This is a genomic window from Arthrobacter luteolus NBRC 107841 (assembly GCF_001552075.1).
Taxonomy (GTDB): Bacteria; Actinomycetota; Actinomycetes; order Actinomycetales; family Micrococcaceae; genus Arthrobacter_B; species Arthrobacter_B luteolus.
This window is the reverse complement of sequence record NZ_BCQM01000004.1, coordinates 241,623-259,918: the sequence shown is the minus strand read 5'-3', so window position 1 is coordinate 259,918 and position 18,296 is coordinate 241,623. Positions and strand designations below refer to the sequence as shown.

Sequence of the window (18,296 nt, the reverse complement as noted above, 5' to 3'; positions counted from 1 at the left end):
CAGCGGATCTGCGTGCTGGCGACTCTACCGGGAGGGCCGCTGCCGCGGTACCGGCCGGCCGCCCCAGGCCCGAACCGCTTGGATTTCGTTATGGTTCGGCGGCCCCGCGTTAAGAATCCGTGAGGATTCCACGAGCGGGGGCCGGGGCGGTTTGTACTCGTTGAGGCGCTGCACGCGCCCTCCCGCCGGACCGGCGGGAGAGGAACGAGTTTCTTTGGGGGAACCCCTTGGTGGATGTATTGGCAATTCTGGGCACGGTGGCGGTTTTTGCCGTCCTGGCCCTGGTGGCACGGGTGGTGGAGAAGCTGTGACGTTCTTCGACTACGCGGCCTTGATCCTCGCCGCCGGCGCCGTCGTTTATGTGCTGGCGGCCCTGCTCCGGCCGGAGAAATTCTGATGACGGTGTGGCTGGCCTTCGGCCAGGTCCTCGCTGTTGCCGTGGTGCTGGTGCTGGCGCACCGGCCGCTCGGGGACTACATGGCCCGCTTCTACGCTTCGGACAAGGACCTGGCCGTGGAACGCGGTTTTTACCGGCTGATCGGGGTGGCACCCCGGTCCGGCCAGTCGTGGCAGGCCTATCTGTCCGGTGTCCTGCTGTTTTCGGCAGCCGGAGTCCTGGCCCTGTATCTGCTGCAGCGTCTCCAGCACCTGCTGCCCGGCTCCCTCGGGCTCCCGCCGGTTCCGGAAGGACTGGCCTTCAACACGGCCGCGTCCTTCGTCACGAACACCAACTGGCAGTCCTACTCCCCCGAGGCCACGATGGGCTATGCCGTCCAGGCTGCCGGTCTGGCCGTGCAGAACTTCCTCTCCGCCGCCGTCGGCCTGGCCGTGGCCGTAGCCCTGGTCCGGGGATTCGCCAGCCGGGGGTCCGCGGACCGGGGATCCGGCAGCGGCTCCGCCACGATCGGCAATTTCTGGGTGGACCTCACCCGGTCCCTGACCCGGCTGCTGGTGCCCGGGGCCGTGCTCGGCGCAGCCCTGCTCCTGCTCGGCGGGGTGATCCAGAACTTCAACGGCTTCACCGAACTGACCACCCTCACCGGCGGGACCCAGAGCATTCCCGGCGGGCCGGTGGCAACCCAGGAGGCCATCAAGCTGCTGGGCACCAACGGCGGCGGCTTCTTCAACGCGAACTCCGCGCATCCGTTCGAAAACCCGAGCGCCTGGACCAATCTGGTGTCGGTGCTGCTGATGCTCATCATCCCCTTCAGCCTTCCGCGCACCTTCGGAACCATGATCGGCGACCGCCGGCAGGGCTATGCCATCCTGGCCGCCATGGCAGGCATTTTCCTGGTGTCCGTCACGGCCATGACACTGCTCGAATACCAGGCGGCACAGGGTGCAGCGGGTTCGCTGGAGGGCAAGGAACAGCGGTTCGGCATCGCCGCCTCCACCCTCTTCGGCAGCACCAGCACCCTGACCTCCACCGGCGCGGTGAACGCGATGCATGACAGCTTCAGCCCGCTGGGCGGAATGATGGCCATGCTGAACATGATGCTCGGCGAGGTCGCCCCCGGCGGGGTGGGTTCCGGACTGTACGGCATGCTGATCCTCGCCGTGGTTACCTGCTTCGTGGCAGGCCTGCTGGTCGGGCGCACGCCGGAGTACCTGGGCAAGAAGATCGGCCCCCGGGAAATTAAGCTGGCAAGCCTGTACGTGCTGACCATGCCCGCCCTGGTCCTCACCGGCACGTCGCTGAGCTTCGCCCTGCCGGGCATCCGCGAAGAGATTGCCGGTACCTCCATCCTGAACAGCGGGCCGCACGGCTTCAGCGAGGTGCTCTATGCCTTCACCTCCGCGGCCAACAACAACGGTTCGGCGTTTGCCGGGCTGACCGCCAACACACCGTGGCTGAACACGGCTTTGGCCCTGGCCATGCTGCTGGGCCGCTTCCTGCCGATCATCTTCGTCCTGGCGCTCGCCGGGGCCCTGGCCGCGCAGCACAAGGTGCCCGTTACCGCCGGAACACTGCCCACCCACCGGCCGCAGTCCGTGCTGATGCTGGCCGGTATCACGGTGATCGTTACCGCCCTTACCTTCTTTCCCGTACTCGCGCTGGGCCCCCTGGCAGAAGGACTGATCTGAATGTCCACCCTCACCACGAAACACCGTCCCGAACCGGGCAGAGAACCCGGCAGCCAGCCGGCACCGGAGCCCTCCCGTCCCCCAACCCGGCGCAGCAGCGCCCTCTCCTGGTCCCAGCTCGCGGCCGCCCTTCCGGTGGCCCTGCGCAAGCTCGACCCCCGGCTGATGTGGCGCACCCCGATCATGCTGGTCGTGGAGGCCGGTGCCGTCCTGATCACCGCCATCGCCGTCGCGGAGTCCTTCACCGGCGCTTCCCCGGATTCCGGCGGCAGCCCGGTACCGGCCGGTTTCACCTGGCTGATCGCACTGTGGTTGTGGCTGACCGTTCTCTTCGCCAACCTCGCCGAAGCCGTGGCCGAGGGCCGGGGCAAGGCGCAGGCCGCCACCCTGCGCGCCACCCGCACCAGCACCGCGGCCCGGCGCGTGCCGCGCTACGACCCGGTTTCCGACGCCTCCGCCCTCCGCACTCCCACCGAGGACGTGGCCTCCGCCGATCTGGTGCAGGGCGACGTGGTGGTGGTCTCCGCCGGGGAAATCATTCCCGGCGACGGGGACATCATTGCCGGCATCGCCTCGGTGGATGAATCCGCCATCACCGGGGAATCCGCTCCGGTGGTGCGGGAGTCCGGCGGAGACCGCTCCGCCGTCACCGGCGGCACCCGCGTCCTCTCGGACCGGATCACCGTCCGGATTACCAGCCGCCCGGGTGAGACCTTCGTGGACCGGATGATCGGCCTCGTGGAAGGCGCGTCCCGGCAGAAAACGCCCAACGAAACAGCGCTGGACATCCTCCTCTCCGCCCTCACCCTGGTTTTCCTGATGGTGGTGCTGACCCTGAACCCGATGGCCGGCTACGCCGGGGCAGTGGTCAGCGTGCCGGTGCTCGTGGCTCTCCTGGTGTGCCTGATTCCCACGACCATCGGAGCGCTGCTGTCCGCCATCGGCATCGCCGGAATGGACCGGCTGGTGCAGCACAACGTCCTGGCCATGTCCGGCAGGGCGGTGGAAGCCGCCGGGGATGTCACCACGCTGCTCCTGGATAAGACCGGAACCATTACCTACGGCAACCGGCAGGCCGCGGAGTTCATCCCGGTGGCCGGAACGGACCCGGCCGAACTGATTCTCGCCGCCGCCCGGTCCTCTGCCCTGGACCCCACCCCGGAAGGGCGCTCCATTGTGGACCTGGCCGCCTCCCTCGGCGTCCGGCCCGGCCCGGACGGCGGGGCCGCCGGCGTTCCCTTCACGGCACAGACCAGGATGAGCGGCCTGGACTTTCCCGATGGTTCACAGCTCCGCAAGGGCGCCGGCTCCGCGGTCCTGGAGTGGGCGGAGGCCGCCGGCGGCGTTGAAATTTCGGTGCTCTCCGACCTGACCTACCGCGTGGACAAGGTTTCGGCCGACGGCGGCACCCCACTGGTCGTGGCTGTCCGCGACGCGTCCGGCACGGCCCGCATCCTGGGCATCGTGCACCTCAAGGACGTGGTCAAGGAGGGGCTGAAGGAGCGTTTCGCGCAGCTGCGGCTGATGGGTATCCGCACCGTGATGGTCACCGGCGACAACCCGCGCACCGCCAAGGCCATCGCCGCGGAAGCGGGCGTGGATGACTACCTCGCCGAGGCCACGCCGGAAGACAAGATCGCGCTGATCCGCCGCGAGCAGGCCGGCGGCCGGCTGGTGGCCATGACCGGGGACGGCACCAATGACGCCCCCGCACTCGCCCAGGCCGACGTCGGCGTTGCCATGAACACCGGCACCTCGGCGGCGAAGGAAGCCGGGAACATGGTGGACCTGGATTCGGATCCCACCAAGCTGATCGACATTGTGCGGATCGGCAAGCAGCTGCTCATCACCCGCGGTGCGCTGACCACGTTCTCCATCGCCAACGACGTCGCCAAGTATTTCGCCATCATCCCCGCAATGTTCGTGGGACTGTTCCCGGGGCTGGGGGTGCTGAACATCATGGGCCTGGCTTCCCCTGCGTCCGCCATCCTCTCCGCCATCATCTTCAACGCCGTGGTGATCCTCGCCCTGATCCCGCTGGCCCTGCGCGGCGTGAAATACCGTGCCTCCAGCGCCTCCGGGATCCTCAGCCGCAACCTCCTGGTCTTCGGCGTGGGCGGCGTGATCGCACCGTTCATCGGCATCAAGCTGATCGATCTGGCCGTTTCCCTCCTGCCGGGGTTCTGATGATTTCCGCCCACCGCCGGTTCCGCTCCCTCACCACCACCACCACCACCACCAAGGACAGACCATGACCGTGTTCCGCTCCACCGCCCGCCAGCTCGGCACCGCCGCCCGGGCCCTGCTGATCCTCACCCTCACCCTGGGCGTTGCCTACCCCCTGATCGCCACGGGCACGGCGCAGGTCGCCGCGCATTCCCTGGCAAACGGCTCGCTGGTCTCCGCGGGCGGCACGGAAGCGGGCTCGGTGCTGATCGGGCAGTCCTTCACCGACGACGCCGGTGCGCCGCTGCCGCAGTGGTTCCAGTCCCGCCCCTCGGCCGGGGAGTACGACGGCGCCGCCTCCGGCGGCACGAACCTGGGCCCGAACAGCGCCGCGCTGGCCGAGGCCATGGCCGGCCGGCGGAACGCCGTGGCCGAGCTCGAGGGCGTGGCTCCGGAGGAGGTTCCTGCGGACGCCGTGACTGCCTCCGCCTCCGGACTGGATCCGCACATCAGCCCGGAGTACGCCTACCTCCAGGCGGACCGGGTCGCCGCGGCGCGCAGCCTGGATCCGGCGGCCGTCCGGGCGCTCGTGGAGGAATTTGTCAGCGGACGGGCGCTGGGAGTCCTCGGCGAACCGGTGGTAAACGTGTTGGAACTCAATATCGCCCTGCAGGAGCTGGACACTTAACGGATGACACGCGGAGAACTCCGGGTCTTCCTGGGCGCCGCTCCGGGCGTCGGCAAGACCTACACCATGCTCGAGGAAGGCCACCGGCTGCGCGGCGAGGGCCTGGACGTGGTGGTGGCCGTGGTGGAAACCCATGGCCGGGCCGCCACGACCGCCGTCGCGCAGGGCCTGGACGTGGTTCCGCGGCGCCGGCTCGAGCACCGCGGGCTGGCGCTGGAGGAGATGGATCTGGCCGCCGTCCTCGCGCGGCGGCCGGACTATGCCCTGGTGGATGAGCTGGCGCACACCAACGCGCCCGGCCTGGAACACGCCAAGCGGTGGCAGGATGTGGACGCCCTGCTGGCCGCCGGCATCAATGTGCTCTCCACCGTGAACATCCAGCACATCGACTCGCTGAACGACGTGATTGAGGGCATCACCGGAACCGTGCAGCGGGAAACCGTTCCGGACAGCGTGCTGCGCGCGGCGGATCAGATTGAACTGGTGGACATTGCCCCGGAACTGCTGCGCGGCCGGCTGGCCGAGGGCATCATCTACCCCGCTGCCCGGGTGGACGCTGCCCTGTCCAACTACTTCCGGATGGGGAACCTCACCGCCCTGCGGGAGCTGGCCCTGCTGTGGCTCGCGGACGAGGTGGATTCTGCCCTGAACCGGTACCGCACCGAGAAGGGCATCCGCAGCAAATGGGAGGCCCGGGAACGGGTGGTGGTCGCCCTGACCGGCGGGCCCGAGGGCCAGACCCTGCTCCGGCGGGGCGCCAGGATCGCGGCGCGGTCAGCCGGCGGGGAACTGCTCGCCGTGCATGTCACCAACCCCGACGGGCTGCGCGAAAGCCACCCCGGCGAGCTGGCCGTGCAGCGCTCGCTGGTGGAGAAGCTGGGCGGCACGCTTCACCAGGTGGTCGGCACCGACATCCCGGAGGCCCTGGTCGGGTTCGCCCGCTCGGTCAACGCCACCCAGCTGGTCATCGGCGTGAGCCGGCGTCCGCGGCTGCGGGCCCTGCTGGGCGGACCGGGAATCGGCGCCACCGTCATCCGGCAGTCCGGGGACATCGACGTGCACATCGTCAACCACGGCGCCGCCGGCGGGCACCGCGGGCTGCCGCGGCTGGGCGGGGCGCTCAGCGCCCGACGCCGGTGGGCCGGGTTTGCGCTGGCGCTTGCGGGCGGGCCGCTGCTCACCTGGCTGCTGGTGCGGGTCAGCACCCCGGATTCCATTACCAGCGACGTCCTGGCGTACCAGCTCCTGGTCATCCTGGTGGCGCTTGCCGGCGGCTTCTGGCCGGCGCTTTTCGCTGCCCTGCTCTCCGGCGTGACCCTGGACTATTTCTTCATCCGGCCCCTGTACACGGTGACCGTCGCCGACCCCCTGCACCTGTTCGCCCTGGTGCTGTACGCCGCCAACGCCATGCTGGTCAGCTACGTGGTGGACCGCGCCGCGCGGCGGTCCCGGGCCGCCCGGCGGGCAGCCTCGGAATCGGACCTGCTGGCCGCCGTCGCCGGCAACGTGCTGCGCGGCGAGGACGCGGTGCAGGCCCTGGTCAACCGGGTCCAGGAGGCTTTCAGCCTTACCGGAGTGGCCCTGCGCACCGGGGAGACGGAACTGGCCCGCGCCGGCACCGTGCCGCCGTCGGGCCTCCCGTCAGCCCGCGTGCCGGTGGGCGGAACCGCGGAGCTGCTGCTCCACGGACGGGTCCTGGAAGGGATAGACCTGCGGCTGCTCGCGGTGGTCACGGCGCAGCTGCAGGCCGCGCTGGAGTACCGGGAGCTGTCCGCGAAGGCCGAAGGCATGGAGCCGCTGGCCGCCGCGGACAGGGTGCGCACCGCCCTGCTGGCCGCCGTCGGGCACGATCTGCGGCGCCCCCTGACCGCCGCCACCGCAGCGGTGACCGGGCTGCGTGCCCAGGACGTGGAGTGGTCGGCTGCGGACCGGGCGGAGCTGCTGGCCACCGCGGAGGAATCCCTGGCCACCCTGTCCGGTTTGGTGACCAGCCTGCTGGATGTAAGCCGGCTGCAGGCCGGAGCGCTGGCGGTGACCCTGGCACCGCTGGAGACCGCGGACGCCGTGCTGCCGGCCTTGGAGGAACTGAACATTGGGCCGGCAGAGGTGCAGCTGGACATCCGCAGCGGACTGCCGCCGGTCCTGGGCGACGCCGTGCTGCTGCAGCGGGTCCTGGTCAACGTCCTGGCCAATGCCCTGCGGTTTTCGCCTCCGGATGCCAAGGTGCTGCTGACCGCCAGCGAGTTCGGGGGCCAGGTGGAAATCCGCGTCATAGACTACGGTCCGGGAGTATCTCCCGGGCGCGGGGAGGACATGTTTGTGCCGTTCCAGCGGCTCGGCGACACCGACAACCAGACCGGGCTGGGCCTGGGCCTCGCGGTCGCCAAGGGATTCATGGAAGGCATGGGAGGAACGCTGGAGACCGATCAGACACCCGGCGGCGGCTTGACCATGGTCCTGTCCCTGCCCGCGGCAGATGCCCGCCGGCCCGCGGATGCGCAGGTGGCAGAGTGAAGATCCTGCTGGCCGACGACGATGTGCAGATCCTGCGCGCACTCCGCATCACCCTCACGGCCTACGGGTACGACGTTGTGGCGGTCCAGGACGGTGCCGCCGCCGTCCGCAAGGCCGTGGACGCCCATCCGGACCTGTTGGTCCTGGACCTGGGTATGCCCGGCCTCACCGGCATGGAAGTCATCGAGGCGGTCCGCGGCTGGAGTTCCATGCCCATCCTGGTGATCTCCGGCCGGTCCGATTCCGCGGACAAGGTTCGGGCACTGGACCTGGGCGCCGATGACTACGTCACCAAACCGTTCTCCGCCGAGGAGCTGCTGGCCCGGATCCGGGCGTTGAGCCGCCGGACCGCAGCGGTGCAGGACAGTCCGGAGGTCCTGTTCGGGAACGTCCGGGTGGACCTTGCGGCCCGCCGGGTTTCACGGCTCGACGACGGTGCGGCCATCCGCCTGACGCCCACCGAATGGCATCTGCTTGCCGCCCTGCTGCAGCGCCCCGGACGGCTCCAGACGCAGGCCCAGCTGCTGGGCGAGGTCTGGGGGCCGGGCACCACGGACACAGGATACCTGCGCCTGTACATGGCGCAGCTGCGCCGCAAACTGGAGCCGGATCCCGCCGCACCCGCCCATCTGCTGACCGAGCACGGCATGGGGTACCGGTTCCAGCCCTGATCCCCGGACGCAGGTAGGTTCCGCGGCAGACTATTTGGCGCGCAGAATATCTCCGCGCCCACATGCCGGGGCTATCATGAGGGCCATGAGCAAAGGCAGCAGCGGAACCAGCGGGACGTTGGGCCCGGAATCCGTTCCCGGCACCCTCGCCTGGAACCTTGCGGTGACGGCGGGCTGCTATCAGTCCCGGCTGGAGGAGGTCCTGGCCGATATGCCCGGCGGCCTGCGCGGCTTCCAGGTGGTCTCCGCCGTCATCCACCATGCTCCGGAGAACCAGCAGGCCCTGGGCGCCCGGGTTGGCATCGACCGGACGGTGCTGACCTATCTCCTCGATACGCTGGTGTCCGCCGGAGCCGTCGAGCGGATCCCCGATCCCTCCGACCGCCGGGCGCGCAAGGTCATCGCCACAGCCGCTGGACGCCAGACCCTGGCCCGCTGCGAGCAGCTGGTCGCCCAGACGGAACGGGAGCTGCTGGCAGGGCTGGACGAGCGTGAGTCCAGCCAGTTCCAGGCGCTGATCGGGCGCCTGGCCACCTTCATGCAGGGGTCCCCTGCAGCTATGGGCGCAGCGGAGCTGTAGGCGCCGCCGGAGCTATAGGCGCCGCCGGAGCTATGGGCGCCGCGGGGGCTGTAGGGGCCGCCGGAGCTGTGGGCGCAGCGGAGCTATGGGCACCGCCGGAGCTATGCGCCGCGGGGGCTGTAGGCGCAGCGGAGCTGTAGGCGCCGCGGGGGGCTGTGGGCGCAGCTGAGCTGTAGGCGCCGCCGGGGCCTGACTCCCCCGATCCGCCCGGCCGGGAGGCGCACAGCCCCCAGGATCGTGCCCGCGGGATCCTGCATCTGGGAACGCTGTTCCGGTTTCCCGCGCGCTTCCCTGCAGGCGACTTTCCCCGTTTTCCCTGCCTGCCGTCCGGTTCCCTCCGTTCTGGGTTAAATCGTCTCATTTGGCAATTCCCTGCCATGGCGCAGCGGAGGGAAATCCCATAACGGCTGGTTTCTCCCAAAGCGGAGGAAAACAGAGTCACAAAACCGTGGGAAATTCCCAAAACGGAGGGATCAGAGTCACAACATGTCGAGGGATTCCCAAAACGGAGGGAAATGATGAGGCGGCGCTGAACAAGGAAAGTTCCGGGACGCAGGCACAGATCGAAGCCGCACCCGCCCCGGGCCTGGAAGCCGGTGGCGCTGGCCCTGGGCCTGGCGCTGGCGCTGGCCTTGGGCCTGGCCCTGGCCCTGGCCCTGGGATGAGCGGAAATCAGGCTCGGCTGACTCCTTAGCGGACCGGAACAACTGTCAGCCTTGAGCCTGCCGGCGGGCTTTCGTCTCCGCAGGGCGGAGGGCCGGTTGGCCAACCGCCCGGTTCCGCCATAGAGTCGTGGGCAGTGACACGGGGTGCCGTTTGGCTGAGATAAGACCCGTCGAACCTGATCTAGTTAGGACTAGCGAAGGGATGTCGCCATGACTATTGGCCTGACACCATTGACCGTTTCCACCCTGCTTTCCCGCGTACGCAGCGAACCGCCGCTGGTGCAGTGCCTGACCAACACCGTGGTCACGAACTTCACCGCCAACGTGCTGCTGGCTCTTGGCGCCGCCCCCGCGATGACGGATATTCCCGGGGAAGCCGGGCCGTTCGCCCGGATTGCCTCCGGAGTGCTGATCAACCTCGGCACACCCCATGCGGAGCAGCGCACAGCCATGCTGGAGGCCGCCAATGCAGCCAACGACGCCGGCACCCCCTGGGTCCTGGACCCCGTTGCCGTGGGCAGCCTTCCCGTGCGCACCGCCCTTGCCGCGGATCTGCTGGAACTGCGCCCCACCGCCATCCGCGCCAACGCCTCGGAAATCATGGCCCTGGCCGGGCTGGGGGCGGGCGGACGCGGGGTGGACGCCACGGACAACGCCGAGGACGCCCTTCCCGCCGCGACGCTCCTGGCGCAGAAATACGGCACTGTCGTGGCCGTTTCCGGCCCCACCGATGTCGTCACGGACGGCACCTCCACGCTGCGGATCAGCAACGGAGACGCGCTGCTCACCCGGGTCACCGGAGGCGGCTGCGCCCTCGGTGCGGTCACCGCGGCCTTCCTCTCAGTGGCGGACGACGGCGGAGCGGACATCAGCGGACGACTCGCCGCGGTGGCCGCGGCCACCGCCGTGTACACGCTGGCCGCCGAGCTGGCCGCCGCCCAGGCAGCCGGGCCGGGCAGCTTCGTCCCGGCGTTCCTGGATTCCCTTGCGGACCTTGCCGGCGAAAGCATCAACGCAAGGCTGGTGGCGGCATGATTCCCGCAGCCGGCAGCCTTTCCCCCGTCCTCCGGCCCCGGGACCTGGCCCTGAACACGGGCATCTACCTGGTGACCGACACTGCCCAGTGCGGTGCCCGCGGCGTCGTGGACACGGTGCGCGCCGCCGTCGCCGGCGGGATCCGGACCGTGCAGATCCGGGAAAAGCACGCCTCAGCCGCAGACTTTTACGCTCTGGTCCTCGCCGTCGCGCAGGCAGTGAGAGACCAGGCAGCGAGCGACCAGGCCGGTGGGGACCAGACGCTGGTGCTGGTGGATGACCGGGTGGACATTTATCTGGCCGCACGGGCTGCCGGTGCCCGGGTCCACGGTGTACATGTGGGCCAGAGCGACCTTCCCGCCGCCGCCGTCAGGGCCGTCGTGGGCCCGGACGCCGTCGTGGGCCTGACCGCAAACACGGCGGCACACCTAGATGCCGTACGGGCACTCACGCCGGGGACCGTGGATCATCTCGGTGCCGGCGTCATCCGTCCCACCAGCACCAAACCGGACCATCCGGAGCCACTCGGCGTTGCCGGTTTCCAGGCCTTCGCTGCCGCGTCACCGGTCCCCTGCGTGGCGATCGGCGGCATTGAACTGGCGGACATCCCTGCCCTCCGGGCCGCCGGGGCCTCCGGCGCCGCCGTCGTTTCGGCCATCTGCACGGCAACGGATCCGCTGCGCAGTGCCCGGGAGCTGGTGGCAGCGTGGAACGCATGAGCCCCCTGCCCAGCGCGGAGACCGCAAAACCCGCGGACGCCGGCCGCAGCATTCCCCGGGTGCTGAGCATCGCCGGCACCGACCCCAGCGGCGGCGCGGGTATCCAGGCCGATCTGAAGTCCATTGCCGCCACCGGCGGGTACGGCATGGCTGCCGTGACGGCGCTGGTCGCGCAGAACACACACGGCGTCCGGTCCGTCCACACGCCGCCGCCGGACTTTCTGCGCGAACAGCTGGAAGCGGTGAGTGACGACGTCGTGATCGACGCCGTGAAGATCGGCATGCTGGGCACCGCCGAGGTGACGCAGACGGTGGGCAGCTGGCTCGCGGAGGCCCGGCCCCCGGCGGTGGTGCTGGACCCGGTGATGGTGGCTACGAGCGGCGACCGCCTGCTCAGCGAAGGTGCCGAGGATGCCCTGCGGGACTTGCTGCACCGGGTGGATCTGGTGACCCCCAACCTGCCCGAGCTTGCGGCGCTGCTGCGGGAGGACCCGGCGCAGACCTGGCCCCAGGCGCTGGACCAGGGACGCCGGTTGGCCGCTGCCTACTCGACCGCCGTGCTGGTCAAGGGCGGCCACCTGATGGGGGACGCGGCCCCGGATGCCCTGGTGGTGCCCGACGGCGCCGGCGGGTTTGCGGTCACTGAAGTCAGTTCGGGGCGGGTTGCCACAAAAAACACCCATGGGACCGGCTGCTCGCTCTCCGCTGCCATGGCCACGCTGTATGCCCGCACCGGGAACTGGGGCCAGACGCTGACGGTGGCCAAAACCTGGCTGCAGGAAGCCCTCGAAACGGCCGACCTTCTGGACGTCGGCACCGGCCACGGCCCGGTGAACCATTTCCACGGAGTCTGGGAGCGCGGGCTGGACCCGTTGCCCGGGCAGGTTGCAGTGCCCGAACGCGTCCTGCCGGCTCCTGCCGGCAGCTTGACCGCCGGCCTCTGGGAAGCGACCGCCGGGCTGCGGACCCGGATCGATGAACTGGACTTCGTCCGCGGCCTCGGCGACGGGTCACTGGATCACGGGTCCTTTGGCTTCTATCTGGCCCAGGACGCGGTTTATCTGCGCGGGTACGCCCGCGCGATGGCCCGGGCAAGCGAGCTGGCACCCCAGCTCCAGGAGCAGGTTTTCTGGGCGGCGGGGGCCCGCAATGCCCTCGAAGCCGAGCTCGATCTGCACCGGAACTGGCTTGGGCCTGCGGGCGGCACCGGCGTAGAACAGGTCCTCTCCGCTCCCGCGGGCACTGACCTCGCGGCCGCAGGGCCGGTCACACGCGGGTATCTGAACCATCTGCTCGGCAGGGACCGGGATGCGGAGGACAGCGTTGAGTACGCCCGCCTGGTGGGAGCCGTGCTCCCCTGTTTCTGGGTCTATGCGGATGTGGGAGCCCGGCTGCTGGAGTTGAACCATGCCACCCACCCCTACCGCGAATGGCTGGACACCTACGCGGATCCGGGCTTTGCCGCCGCCACCGAACAGGCCATTGGGATCCTGGAATCCGTTTTGGCCGGGGACGCCGCCGAACGGCAGGCCGCACAAGCGGCGTTCACCGGCTCGGTGCAGTGGGAACACGACTTCTTCGCGGCAGGTATGCTGCCCTAACCTGCCGCCGTTCCTGGGATCTGCCGGAACCGTGGCCCGTCCGGCATTTCTAGGGGGAAATGGTTATGCGCTCGAAGACAGCAGGACCGCGGACGATGAGGCTGCTGGCCCTGGCCGCGGTCCTCAGCTTGGCACCGCTGGCAAGCGCCTGCGGCAGCGCAGCTGAGGGTGACGGTGGGAATGAACGCGGGAGCAGCGGTGGGAGTCCGGGCGCGCTTCCCGCTTATCCTTCGCTGGCGGAGACCTTTGCCGCTGTCGACGGTGTTGCGGACTGTTCGCCCGGCGCACCGGAACCGCCGACGGTCATGATTCCGCCCGGGGACACCCCCGGCGAAGCGCAGATGTGCACCAACACAGTGATGGTGATGTGGTTCGACGACGGCGAGCCCATGGAACAGGTTGTCCAGGGTGCGGCCAGCAGTGCCGCCGGAGGCACGTCCGTCTACCTGGTGGAGGGCGCCAACTGGTTCGTCGCCGATGTCTCCGAAGTTGCGGTTGGCGCGGTTCCGGAGCGAAAACTCGATCTGGAGGACCTGGCTGACCAGCTCGGTGCCAAGTACAGCGTGGCCCGGTAGACGGCGTCCGTCGGTTCAAGACTGGAGTCCCGGCAGGCCCGAACCCGGTCAATTTTCCCGCCAGCTGGCCGCCCCTTCGGCTGACAAACGCAGGGCACGCACCACAGCGCGGCGATCCGATTTCCTTGTACAGAGGTCGACCTGGCAGTAGGAGGCATCGTCAAGGGGAAGGTAGGTGACTCCGGGATGCTTGTAGCGCTCGGCAACCGACTCGGCGGTGATCATGATGTTGTTTGACATGGCTACCGCTGTGAGTGCTTCTTCCATGGTCCTCGCCCAGGAGCCGTAGTTGACAGGCACCCCGCTGGGACGCGGATCCACGACCCAGTATTTGGTCCACACCTCGGCCGCACCCCGCGCACGGACGACGGCGCAGCCTTCGATATCCGCGAGTATCAGCGAACCGCGCACCGCAAGGTTGGAGCCCGCAGGGACCGCGACGACGCGGGGTTCCCGGTAGACCGTAATACGTTCAATCGCTTCCTCATGATCGAACGGCGGCCGGCCCAGCGATGCGTCAATATCTCCGGTTAGCAGGCGTTTAGTCTGGTCTCCCCAGCCAAGCTCAACAAAATCCACGAGCAGCTCAGGGTTTGAACGGCGTAATTCCACCAGGAATTCCTCGTCCATTCCCCGCGGGTAACCGTTAATAAAGCCAATGCGCAGGGTCGCTTGGATGTGCGAACCCAAAGCCCGCCCCGAGGCGTCCAAAGCTTCCTTTGCGTGCAGCATGAATCTCTGTCCCCGGACCGTTAAACGGACCGGCTGGCCGCGCTCGACCAGCCCATAGCCCACAAAGCCCTCGAGCCGCTTAATCTGCTGTGTCATGGCGGGGGCGGTCACATGGAGCCGGGCCGCGGCCTTGCTGAAGCTGCCCTCCTCGATCAGGATCTCCAATGATCTGACGTGAGCGAGATTGAGATGCCCAGTCATGCATCCCCCTCGCAGCATATTAATCATTCGGTTAATAGTGTGACTTGGATCTCAATTTACTGTCCTTCGGGGTCTTGTCAAGCTGGGCATCTACCCGGCGGGAGCCCGGTATCCGTATACACAGCAGGAGAAATGGAGATCCACTATGAATGCTCCCCGCAGCAACGGAGCTGCCCTCGTGACCGGAGCCGCATCCGGGATCGGACTGGCAATTGCCGAGAGTCTCGTGGCCGAGGGAACCCCTGTCGTTGGGTTCGATCTAAACAGCGAAGGCCTGGAAAAGGCAGCATCGCGTCTGGGTGAGGGATTCCGGCCCTGCGCAGGCAGCGTCACCGATGCCGCCGATGTTGACCGAGCGGTGAAAGCCGCCGAGGTCCATGGCGGGCACATCCGCAGCCTATATAACGTGGCAGGAGGCCTGCGTGCTGCTCCGCTGCATGAGCTCAGTGAAGAGGACTGGGACTTCACCGTGGACCTGGTCCTCAAAGGCGTCTTTCTCTGCACCCGCGCAGTAGCGCGGTCGATGATCGCGGCGGGTGCGGGCGGATCCATCGTCAATATCTCTTCCTTGAACGCGCATATTCCGCTTTACGGGGGAAGCGCCTATGCCGCCGGCAAGTCAGGTGTCGAGATGTTCGGAAAAAACGCCGCTTTGGAATTGGGCAGGCATGGCATCCGGGTTAACACCGTCCTCCCTGGCCTCGTGGATACACCCATGGCCGGATTCATCACGGCCAGTGAGGGCATCATGAACGAATTCAGGGAAAACGCGGTCCTCAAACGGCCCGCCCTTCCCGCAGAACTCGCCGCTCCTGCAATTTTTCTGGCAAGTGACGCGGCCAGCTACATCACCGGCACCAGTCTCGCCGTCGACGGCGGATATGAAGTCGGCAGCTACCCCGACCTGAGCAAGTACTAACCGAAGGAGAGCTTGACCGTGACCACAGAAGAACAAACCGCCGCCGAACCGAAGACTCAGTATGAGCACGAATTCGTCCACATGATGGACGACATCGACAAGGTCATCGATTCGACAACCATCCCCCTGCACCGGAAAATCCTGATCAATTACCGCAGGCATGGACTTTTGGAAGTCTCCGGACGCTACGACGAACTCCTCCAGCCCGAGATGACCGTCAGGCATCCCCATTACCGGCTATTTGAAGGCGGTGCTGCAACGATTCTTGACGGCATGGATGAAGTACGGAATTTCTACCGGCTCCTCGCGGACATAGACATGCTCGTTATGTGGACCGGCAAGCAGAAAATGGCAGTTTCGGACTGGGGTTTCGCCGGTGAAGCCGAATTCAGCCAGTTCGTCCCGGGCAAGATGCTTGGGGACAACGTCTTCGCGGCAATCGGTGAAAGCGCTCCGGAGACACGGGAATCCGGCTACGACCCTGACTCCTTCTACCTTGTACGGAGAACCTTGGCTTTCTTCTGGCCCTACGACGAAACAGGGAAAATGATCGGCGAACACGTGTACGAGGACACCGAGTCGAAATCCGTTACCAAAGTTGAAACCAGTGAAGTAATCACCGGTGTCCGTGCCGCTGAACTGCTGGCACCGATCATCGACAAGTACGAGCTTCCTGCATAGTCACAGCGCAGGTGTGACCGGCCCGGTATCCGGGTCGGCCACACCTGCGAGAAGCCCCCGGGCCCTGATTCGCGCCGTGCCATAGCCGTGCCCTATCAGTCCGGAGCCGCCGGGGTATCCCGGGAGGCTTCCTGCTCAACCACCGTCTCCTGTACCGCCTGCGGCCCGCAGGCCCGCAGCTGCCTGGGTGTCCTAGCCGATCCGGCGCCAGTACGCAGCCATCGAAAGCGCGTACGCCACAACCAGGATTCCGGCACACCAGGCGAGGGCAATCCAGATCCCGGTCCCCACCGGCTGCTGGGCGAACAGGGCGCGGATCGTGTTAACGATCGAGGTCACCGGCTGGTTCTCAGCGAACCAGCGCACCGGACCAGGCATTGTTTCCGTCGGCACGAAGGCCGAGCTGATGAACGGCAGGAAAATCAGCGGATAGGAGAAGGCGCTGGCCCCCTCCACCGTTTTTGCCGACAGGCCTGCGAACACGGCAACCCAGGTCAGCGCCAGGGTAAACAGGAACAGGATTCCGGCAACCGCAAGCCACTCCCCCAGGCCTGCTCCCGTGCGGAAACCCATCAGCAGGGCAACGCCCACCACAATGGCCAGCGAGATCAGATTGGCTGCCAGCGACGTCATGACATGCGCCCAGAGGGTGCTGGACCGGGCGATGGGCATGGACTGGAAACGTTCGAAGATACCGCCCTGCAGATCGGTAAAGAGCCGGAAGGCTGTGTACGCGATGCCCGATGCAACTGTGATCAGCAGGATCCCGGGCAGCATGTAGTCGATGTACTGAAAGGCACCGGTGTTGATCGCTCCGCCGAGCACGTACACAAACATCACCATGATGGCGATCGGCATGATGGCCGTGGTGATGATGGTGTCCGGGCTGCGCAGGATATGCCGCAGCGAACGCCGGGTGAGCACAGTGGTGTTGCCGTAGAAATGGGTTGCGGTCATCGTCCTTGCCCCTGGTTCTCATCGCTGCCGACAATGGCGAGGAAGACTTCCTCGAGGGTCGGCTGTTTCTCCACGTACTCGACCGTCGACGGTGGAATGAGCTGCTTGAGTTCGGCGAGCGTTCCGTTGGCGATGATCCGGCCCTGATGGAGGACGGCGATGCGGTCAGCGAGCTGCTCGGCCTCGTCCAGGTCCTGTGTGGTGAGCAGTACCGTGGCGCCCTGGGCGGCCAGCTTCCGCACCGTTTCCCACACTTCGAGGCGCCCCTGCGGGTCCAGGCCGGTCGTGGGTTCGTCGAGGAAGATGACGGACGGATTGCCGATGAGGCTCATCGCAATGTCCAGGCGGCGGCGCATCCCGCCGGAGTAGGTCCCGGCTTTCCGCCCGCCGGCATCGGCCAGCGCAAACCGCTTCAGAAGTTCGTCCGCCATCACACCAGGCTTTGGGACGCGCCGCAGCTGCGCCACCAGGATCAGGTTTTCCCGGCCGCTGAGTACCTCGTCGACGGCGGCGAACTGTCCGGTAAGGCTGATCGATTCCCGCACCTCCGCCGCATCGGCGGCGACGTCGAAACCATTGACCACTGCACTTCCGGCATCCGCCTTCAGCAGTGTCGCCAGTATCCGCACCACCGTCGTTTTACCCGCTCCGTTGGAGCCAAGGAGGGCGAAGATGCTCCCGGGTGCGACGTCGAAGTTCACGCCCCGCAGCACGCCCAGCTGCTTGAAGGACTTTTCGAGCCCGGCCACCCGGATCGCCGGCCGGTCACTCAGGCGGGCGGTCACGGTTCTCACCGCCGTCCTCTTCCTCGGCGCCGTCGATTGCCTGGATCAGGCGCTGGCGCTCCTTGTTAATCCACTGGCCGTCCGAGTAATTCCGAAGGAAGGTCTCTGCGAATTCCACCGGATCCTCTCCAACCACGGACCGGATGGAGGTTCCGTCAACGGCCGCGCGTTCGAACAGATCGGCCAGGTCCTCAACCATCGTCATCATGGTGCTGCCGTTGGTGATGGCACCGAAGTAGGTCAGGTAACGCTCGATTGCCTCAACGGACGTGCGGTAGGGAGCCGGAAGCGCCTTGACCCGCGCCTTGTACTCCCGCCACCGGCGCTTGTCGCCGAAGTCGCCAACTATCTTTTCAATCAACATGGTCACTTTTCTCCCTTATGGAGCTGTTCCAGACGTTCTGAGAGGAAGCTCCAGGTCCTCCAGAACTCGCTGAGATAGTCCTTCCCCGCCGCATTCAGGGAATACACCTTCCGCGGCGGGCCCTTTTCGGACGGAACCTTTTCGACGTCGACGAGGCCGCGCTGTTCGATCCTGATGAGCAGCGCGTAGATGGTTCCTTCGGCAATGTCGGTGAACCCCTGGTCCCGCAGCCACCCAGTGATCTCATAGCCGTGGGCTGACCGTCCGGAGAGGATCGCGAGGACGATGCCTTCCAGGACGCCCTTGAGCATCTCTGTCGCCTGCTTGCCCATCGGACACCCCTTGCTACCTAGTATCG

Annotated in this window: 18 protein-coding genes and 1 riboswitch; of the genes, 13 read left to right on the top strand and 5 right to left on the bottom strand. The window is 67.3% G+C overall.

The window, feature by feature from the left end; translation table 11 throughout:
• The first annotated feature begins 307 nt into the window (after nucleotides 1-307).
• The 11 genes from AL3_RS18655 (at nucleotide 308) to AL3_RS09790 (ending at nucleotide 13,299) form a co-directional block, all read left to right on the top strand.
• Nucleotides 308-397 carry a potassium-transporting ATPase subunit F gene (locus tag AL3_RS18655; protein WP_161599350.1) on the top strand — a complete coding sequence of 30 codons (90 nt, stop codon included), beginning with the start codon at nucleotides 308-310 and terminating at the stop codon, nucleotides 395-397.
• A complete protein-coding gene (kdpA, locus tag AL3_RS09835; protein ID WP_066300027.1) occupies nucleotides 397-2,085 on the top strand; it encodes a potassium-transporting ATPase subunit KdpA in 1,689 nt (562 codons plus the stop codon). The genes AL3_RS18655 and kdpA overlap by 1 nt, the downstream gene beginning before the upstream one ends.
• A complete protein-coding gene (gene kdpB, locus AL3_RS09830) occupies nucleotides 2,086-4,272 on the top strand; it encodes a potassium-transporting ATPase subunit KdpB (RefSeq protein WP_066300021.1) in 2,187 nt (728 codons plus the stop codon). It begins immediately after the preceding gene.
• A gap of 64 nt (nucleotides 4,273-4,336) precedes the next feature.
• Nucleotides 4,337-4,939 carry a potassium-transporting ATPase subunit KdpC gene (gene kdpC, locus AL3_RS09825; protein WP_066300019.1) on the top strand — a complete coding sequence of 201 codons (603 nt, stop codon included), beginning with the start codon at nucleotides 4,337-4,339 and terminating at the stop codon, nucleotides 4,937-4,939.
• A gap of 3 nt (nucleotides 4,940-4,942) precedes the next feature.
• Nucleotides 4,943-7,453, top strand: coding sequence for a DUF4118 domain-containing protein (locus tag AL3_RS18800; RefSeq protein WP_066300017.1), 2,511 nt, complete (start codon nucleotides 4,943-4,945; stop codon nucleotides 7,451-7,453).
• On the top strand, nucleotides 7,450-8,124 hold the full coding sequence (locus tag AL3_RS18795; protein WP_066300007.1) for a response regulator: 675 nt from the start codon (nucleotides 7,450-7,452) through the stop codon (nucleotides 8,122-8,124). Before AL3_RS18800 ends, AL3_RS18795 begins: the two co-directional genes overlap by 4 nt.
• A gap of 85 nt (nucleotides 8,125-8,209) precedes the next feature.
• A complete protein-coding gene (locus AL3_RS09810) occupies nucleotides 8,210-8,704 on the top strand; it encodes a MarR family winged helix-turn-helix transcriptional regulator (RefSeq protein ID WP_066300004.1) in 495 nt (164 codons plus the stop codon).
• A gap of 795 nt (nucleotides 8,705-9,499) precedes the next feature.
• Nucleotides 9,500-9,589: riboswitch (TPP riboswitch) on the top strand.
• Entirely contained in the window at nucleotides 9,580-10,404 is an 825-nt protein-coding gene (thiM, locus tag AL3_RS09805; protein ID WP_066300001.1) for a hydroxyethylthiazole kinase, read from the top strand. It overlaps the preceding riboswitch by 10 nt.
• Nucleotides 10,401-11,123, top strand: a complete 723-nt coding sequence (gene thiE, locus AL3_RS09800) for a thiamine phosphate synthase (RefSeq protein ID WP_083521635.1) — start codon at nucleotides 10,401-10,403, stop codon at nucleotides 11,121-11,123. Before thiM ends, thiE begins: the two co-directional genes overlap by 4 nt.
• Nucleotides 11,120-12,724 carry a bifunctional hydroxymethylpyrimidine kinase/phosphomethylpyrimidine kinase gene (locus tag AL3_RS09795; RefSeq protein WP_066299999.1) on the top strand — a complete coding sequence of 535 codons (1,605 nt, stop codon included), beginning with the start codon at nucleotides 11,120-11,122 and terminating at the stop codon, nucleotides 12,722-12,724. The genes thiE and AL3_RS09795 overlap by 4 nt, the downstream gene beginning before the upstream one ends.
• Nucleotides 12,725-12,789: 65 nt before the next feature.
• Nucleotides 12,790-13,299 (top strand): hypothetical protein, encoded by a 510-nt coding sequence (locus AL3_RS09790; RefSeq protein ID WP_151724005.1) that lies wholly within the window; start codon nucleotides 12,790-12,792, stop codon nucleotides 13,297-13,299.
• A 48-nt stretch (nucleotides 13,300-13,347) separates the two neighbouring features.
• Here AL3_RS09790 and AL3_RS09785 read toward each other — a convergent pair whose 3' ends face one another.
• Nucleotides 13,348-14,232 carry a LysR family transcriptional regulator gene (locus AL3_RS09785; protein ID WP_161599351.1) on the bottom strand — a complete coding sequence of 295 codons (885 nt, stop codon included), beginning with the start codon at nucleotides 14,230-14,232 and terminating at the stop codon, nucleotides 13,348-13,350.
• Nucleotides 14,233-14,377: 145 nt separating this feature from the next.
• Between AL3_RS09785 and AL3_RS09780 the strand changes: the two genes are divergently transcribed.
• Together AL3_RS09780 and AL3_RS09775 are read left to right on the top strand one after the other, a co-directional pair.
• Complete coding sequence (locus tag AL3_RS09780) at nucleotides 14,378-15,151, top strand: SDR family NAD(P)-dependent oxidoreductase (RefSeq protein WP_066299992.1); 774 nt, start codon at nucleotides 14,378-14,380, stop codon at nucleotides 15,149-15,151.
• An 18-nt stretch (nucleotides 15,152-15,169) separates the two neighbouring features.
• Nucleotides 15,170-15,832, top strand: coding sequence for a hypothetical protein (locus tag AL3_RS09775; protein WP_066300241.1), 663 nt, complete (start codon nucleotides 15,170-15,172; stop codon nucleotides 15,830-15,832).
• A 192-nt stretch (nucleotides 15,833-16,024) separates the two neighbouring features.
• Here the strand turns inward: AL3_RS09775 and AL3_RS09770 are convergent, their stop codons facing one another.
• From AL3_RS09770 to AL3_RS09755, 4 genes are read right to left on the bottom strand one after another with little or no spacing between them, the layout of a single operon-like run.
• The gene (locus tag AL3_RS09770) at nucleotides 16,025-16,789 is read right to left on the bottom strand and encodes an ABC transporter permease (RefSeq protein WP_066299990.1); all 765 of its coding nucleotides are present in this window, start codon (nucleotides 16,787-16,789) and stop codon (nucleotides 16,025-16,027) included.
• On the bottom strand, nucleotides 16,786-17,562 hold the full coding sequence (locus AL3_RS09765) for an ABC transporter ATP-binding protein (protein ID WP_083521659.1): 777 nt from the start codon (nucleotides 17,560-17,562) through the stop codon (nucleotides 16,786-16,788). The genes AL3_RS09770 and AL3_RS09765 overlap by 4 nt, the downstream gene beginning before the upstream one ends.
• A complete protein-coding gene (locus AL3_RS09760; protein ID WP_066299985.1) occupies nucleotides 17,555-17,938 on the bottom strand; it encodes a DUF1048 domain-containing protein in 384 nt (127 codons plus the stop codon). Before AL3_RS09760 ends, AL3_RS09765 begins: the two co-directional genes overlap by 8 nt.
• 2 nt (nucleotides 17,939-17,940) lie before the next feature.
• Entirely contained in the window at nucleotides 17,941-18,270 is a 330-nt protein-coding gene (locus AL3_RS09755) for a PadR family transcriptional regulator (protein WP_066299980.1), read from the bottom strand.
• Between the last annotated feature and the right edge of the window lie 26 nt (nucleotides 18,271-18,296).

What these genes read in the sequence shown, in the direction of transcription:
- kdpA (WP_066300027.1), top strand. Translation starts at nt 397, where the DNA reads ATGACGGTGTGGCTGGCCTTCGGCCAGGTCCTCGCTGTTGCCGTGGTG.
- kdpB (WP_066300021.1), top strand. Translation starts at nt 2,086, where the DNA reads ATGTCCACCCTCACCACGAAACACCGTCCCGAACCGGGCAGAGAACCC.
- kdpC (WP_066300019.1), top strand. Translation starts at nt 4,337, where the DNA reads ATGACCGTGTTCCGCTCCACCGCCCGCCAGCTCGGCACCGCCGCCCGG.
- AL3_RS18800 (WP_066300017.1), top strand. Translation starts at nt 4,943, where the DNA reads ATGACACGCGGAGAACTCCGGGTCTTCCTGGGCGCCGCTCCGGGCGTC.
- AL3_RS09810 (WP_066300004.1), top strand. Translation starts at nt 8,210, where the DNA reads ATGAGCAAAGGCAGCAGCGGAACCAGCGGGACGTTGGGCCCGGAATCC.
- thiM (WP_066300001.1), top strand. Translation starts at nt 9,580, where the DNA reads ATGACTATTGGCCTGACACCATTGACCGTTTCCACCCTGCTTTCCCGC.
- thiE (WP_083521635.1), top strand. Translation starts at nt 10,401, where the DNA reads ATGATTCCCGCAGCCGGCAGCCTTTCCCCCGTCCTCCGGCCCCGGGAC.
- AL3_RS09795 (WP_066299999.1), top strand. Translation starts at nt 11,120, where the DNA reads ATGAGCCCCCTGCCCAGCGCGGAGACCGCAAAACCCGCGGACGCCGGC.
- AL3_RS09790 (WP_151724005.1), top strand. Translation starts at nt 12,790, where the DNA reads ATGCGCTCGAAGACAGCAGGACCGCGGACGATGAGGCTGCTGGCCCTG.
- AL3_RS09785 (WP_161599351.1), bottom strand. Translation starts at nt 14,232, where the DNA reads ATGACTGGGCATCTCAATCTCGCTCACGTCAGATCATTGGAGATCCTG.
- AL3_RS09780 (WP_066299992.1), top strand. Translation starts at nt 14,378, where the DNA reads ATGAATGCTCCCCGCAGCAACGGAGCTGCCCTCGTGACCGGAGCCGCA.
- AL3_RS09770 (WP_066299990.1), bottom strand. Translation starts at nt 16,789, where the DNA reads ATGACCGCAACCCATTTCTACGGCAACACCACTGTGCTCACCCGGCGT.
- AL3_RS09760 (WP_066299985.1), bottom strand. Translation starts at nt 17,938, where the DNA reads ATGTTGATTGAAAAGATAGTTGGCGACTTCGGCGACAAGCGCCGGTGG.
- AL3_RS09755 (WP_066299980.1), bottom strand. Translation starts at nt 18,270, where the DNA reads ATGGGCAAGCAGGCGACAGAGATGCTCAAGGGCGTCCTGGAAGGCATC.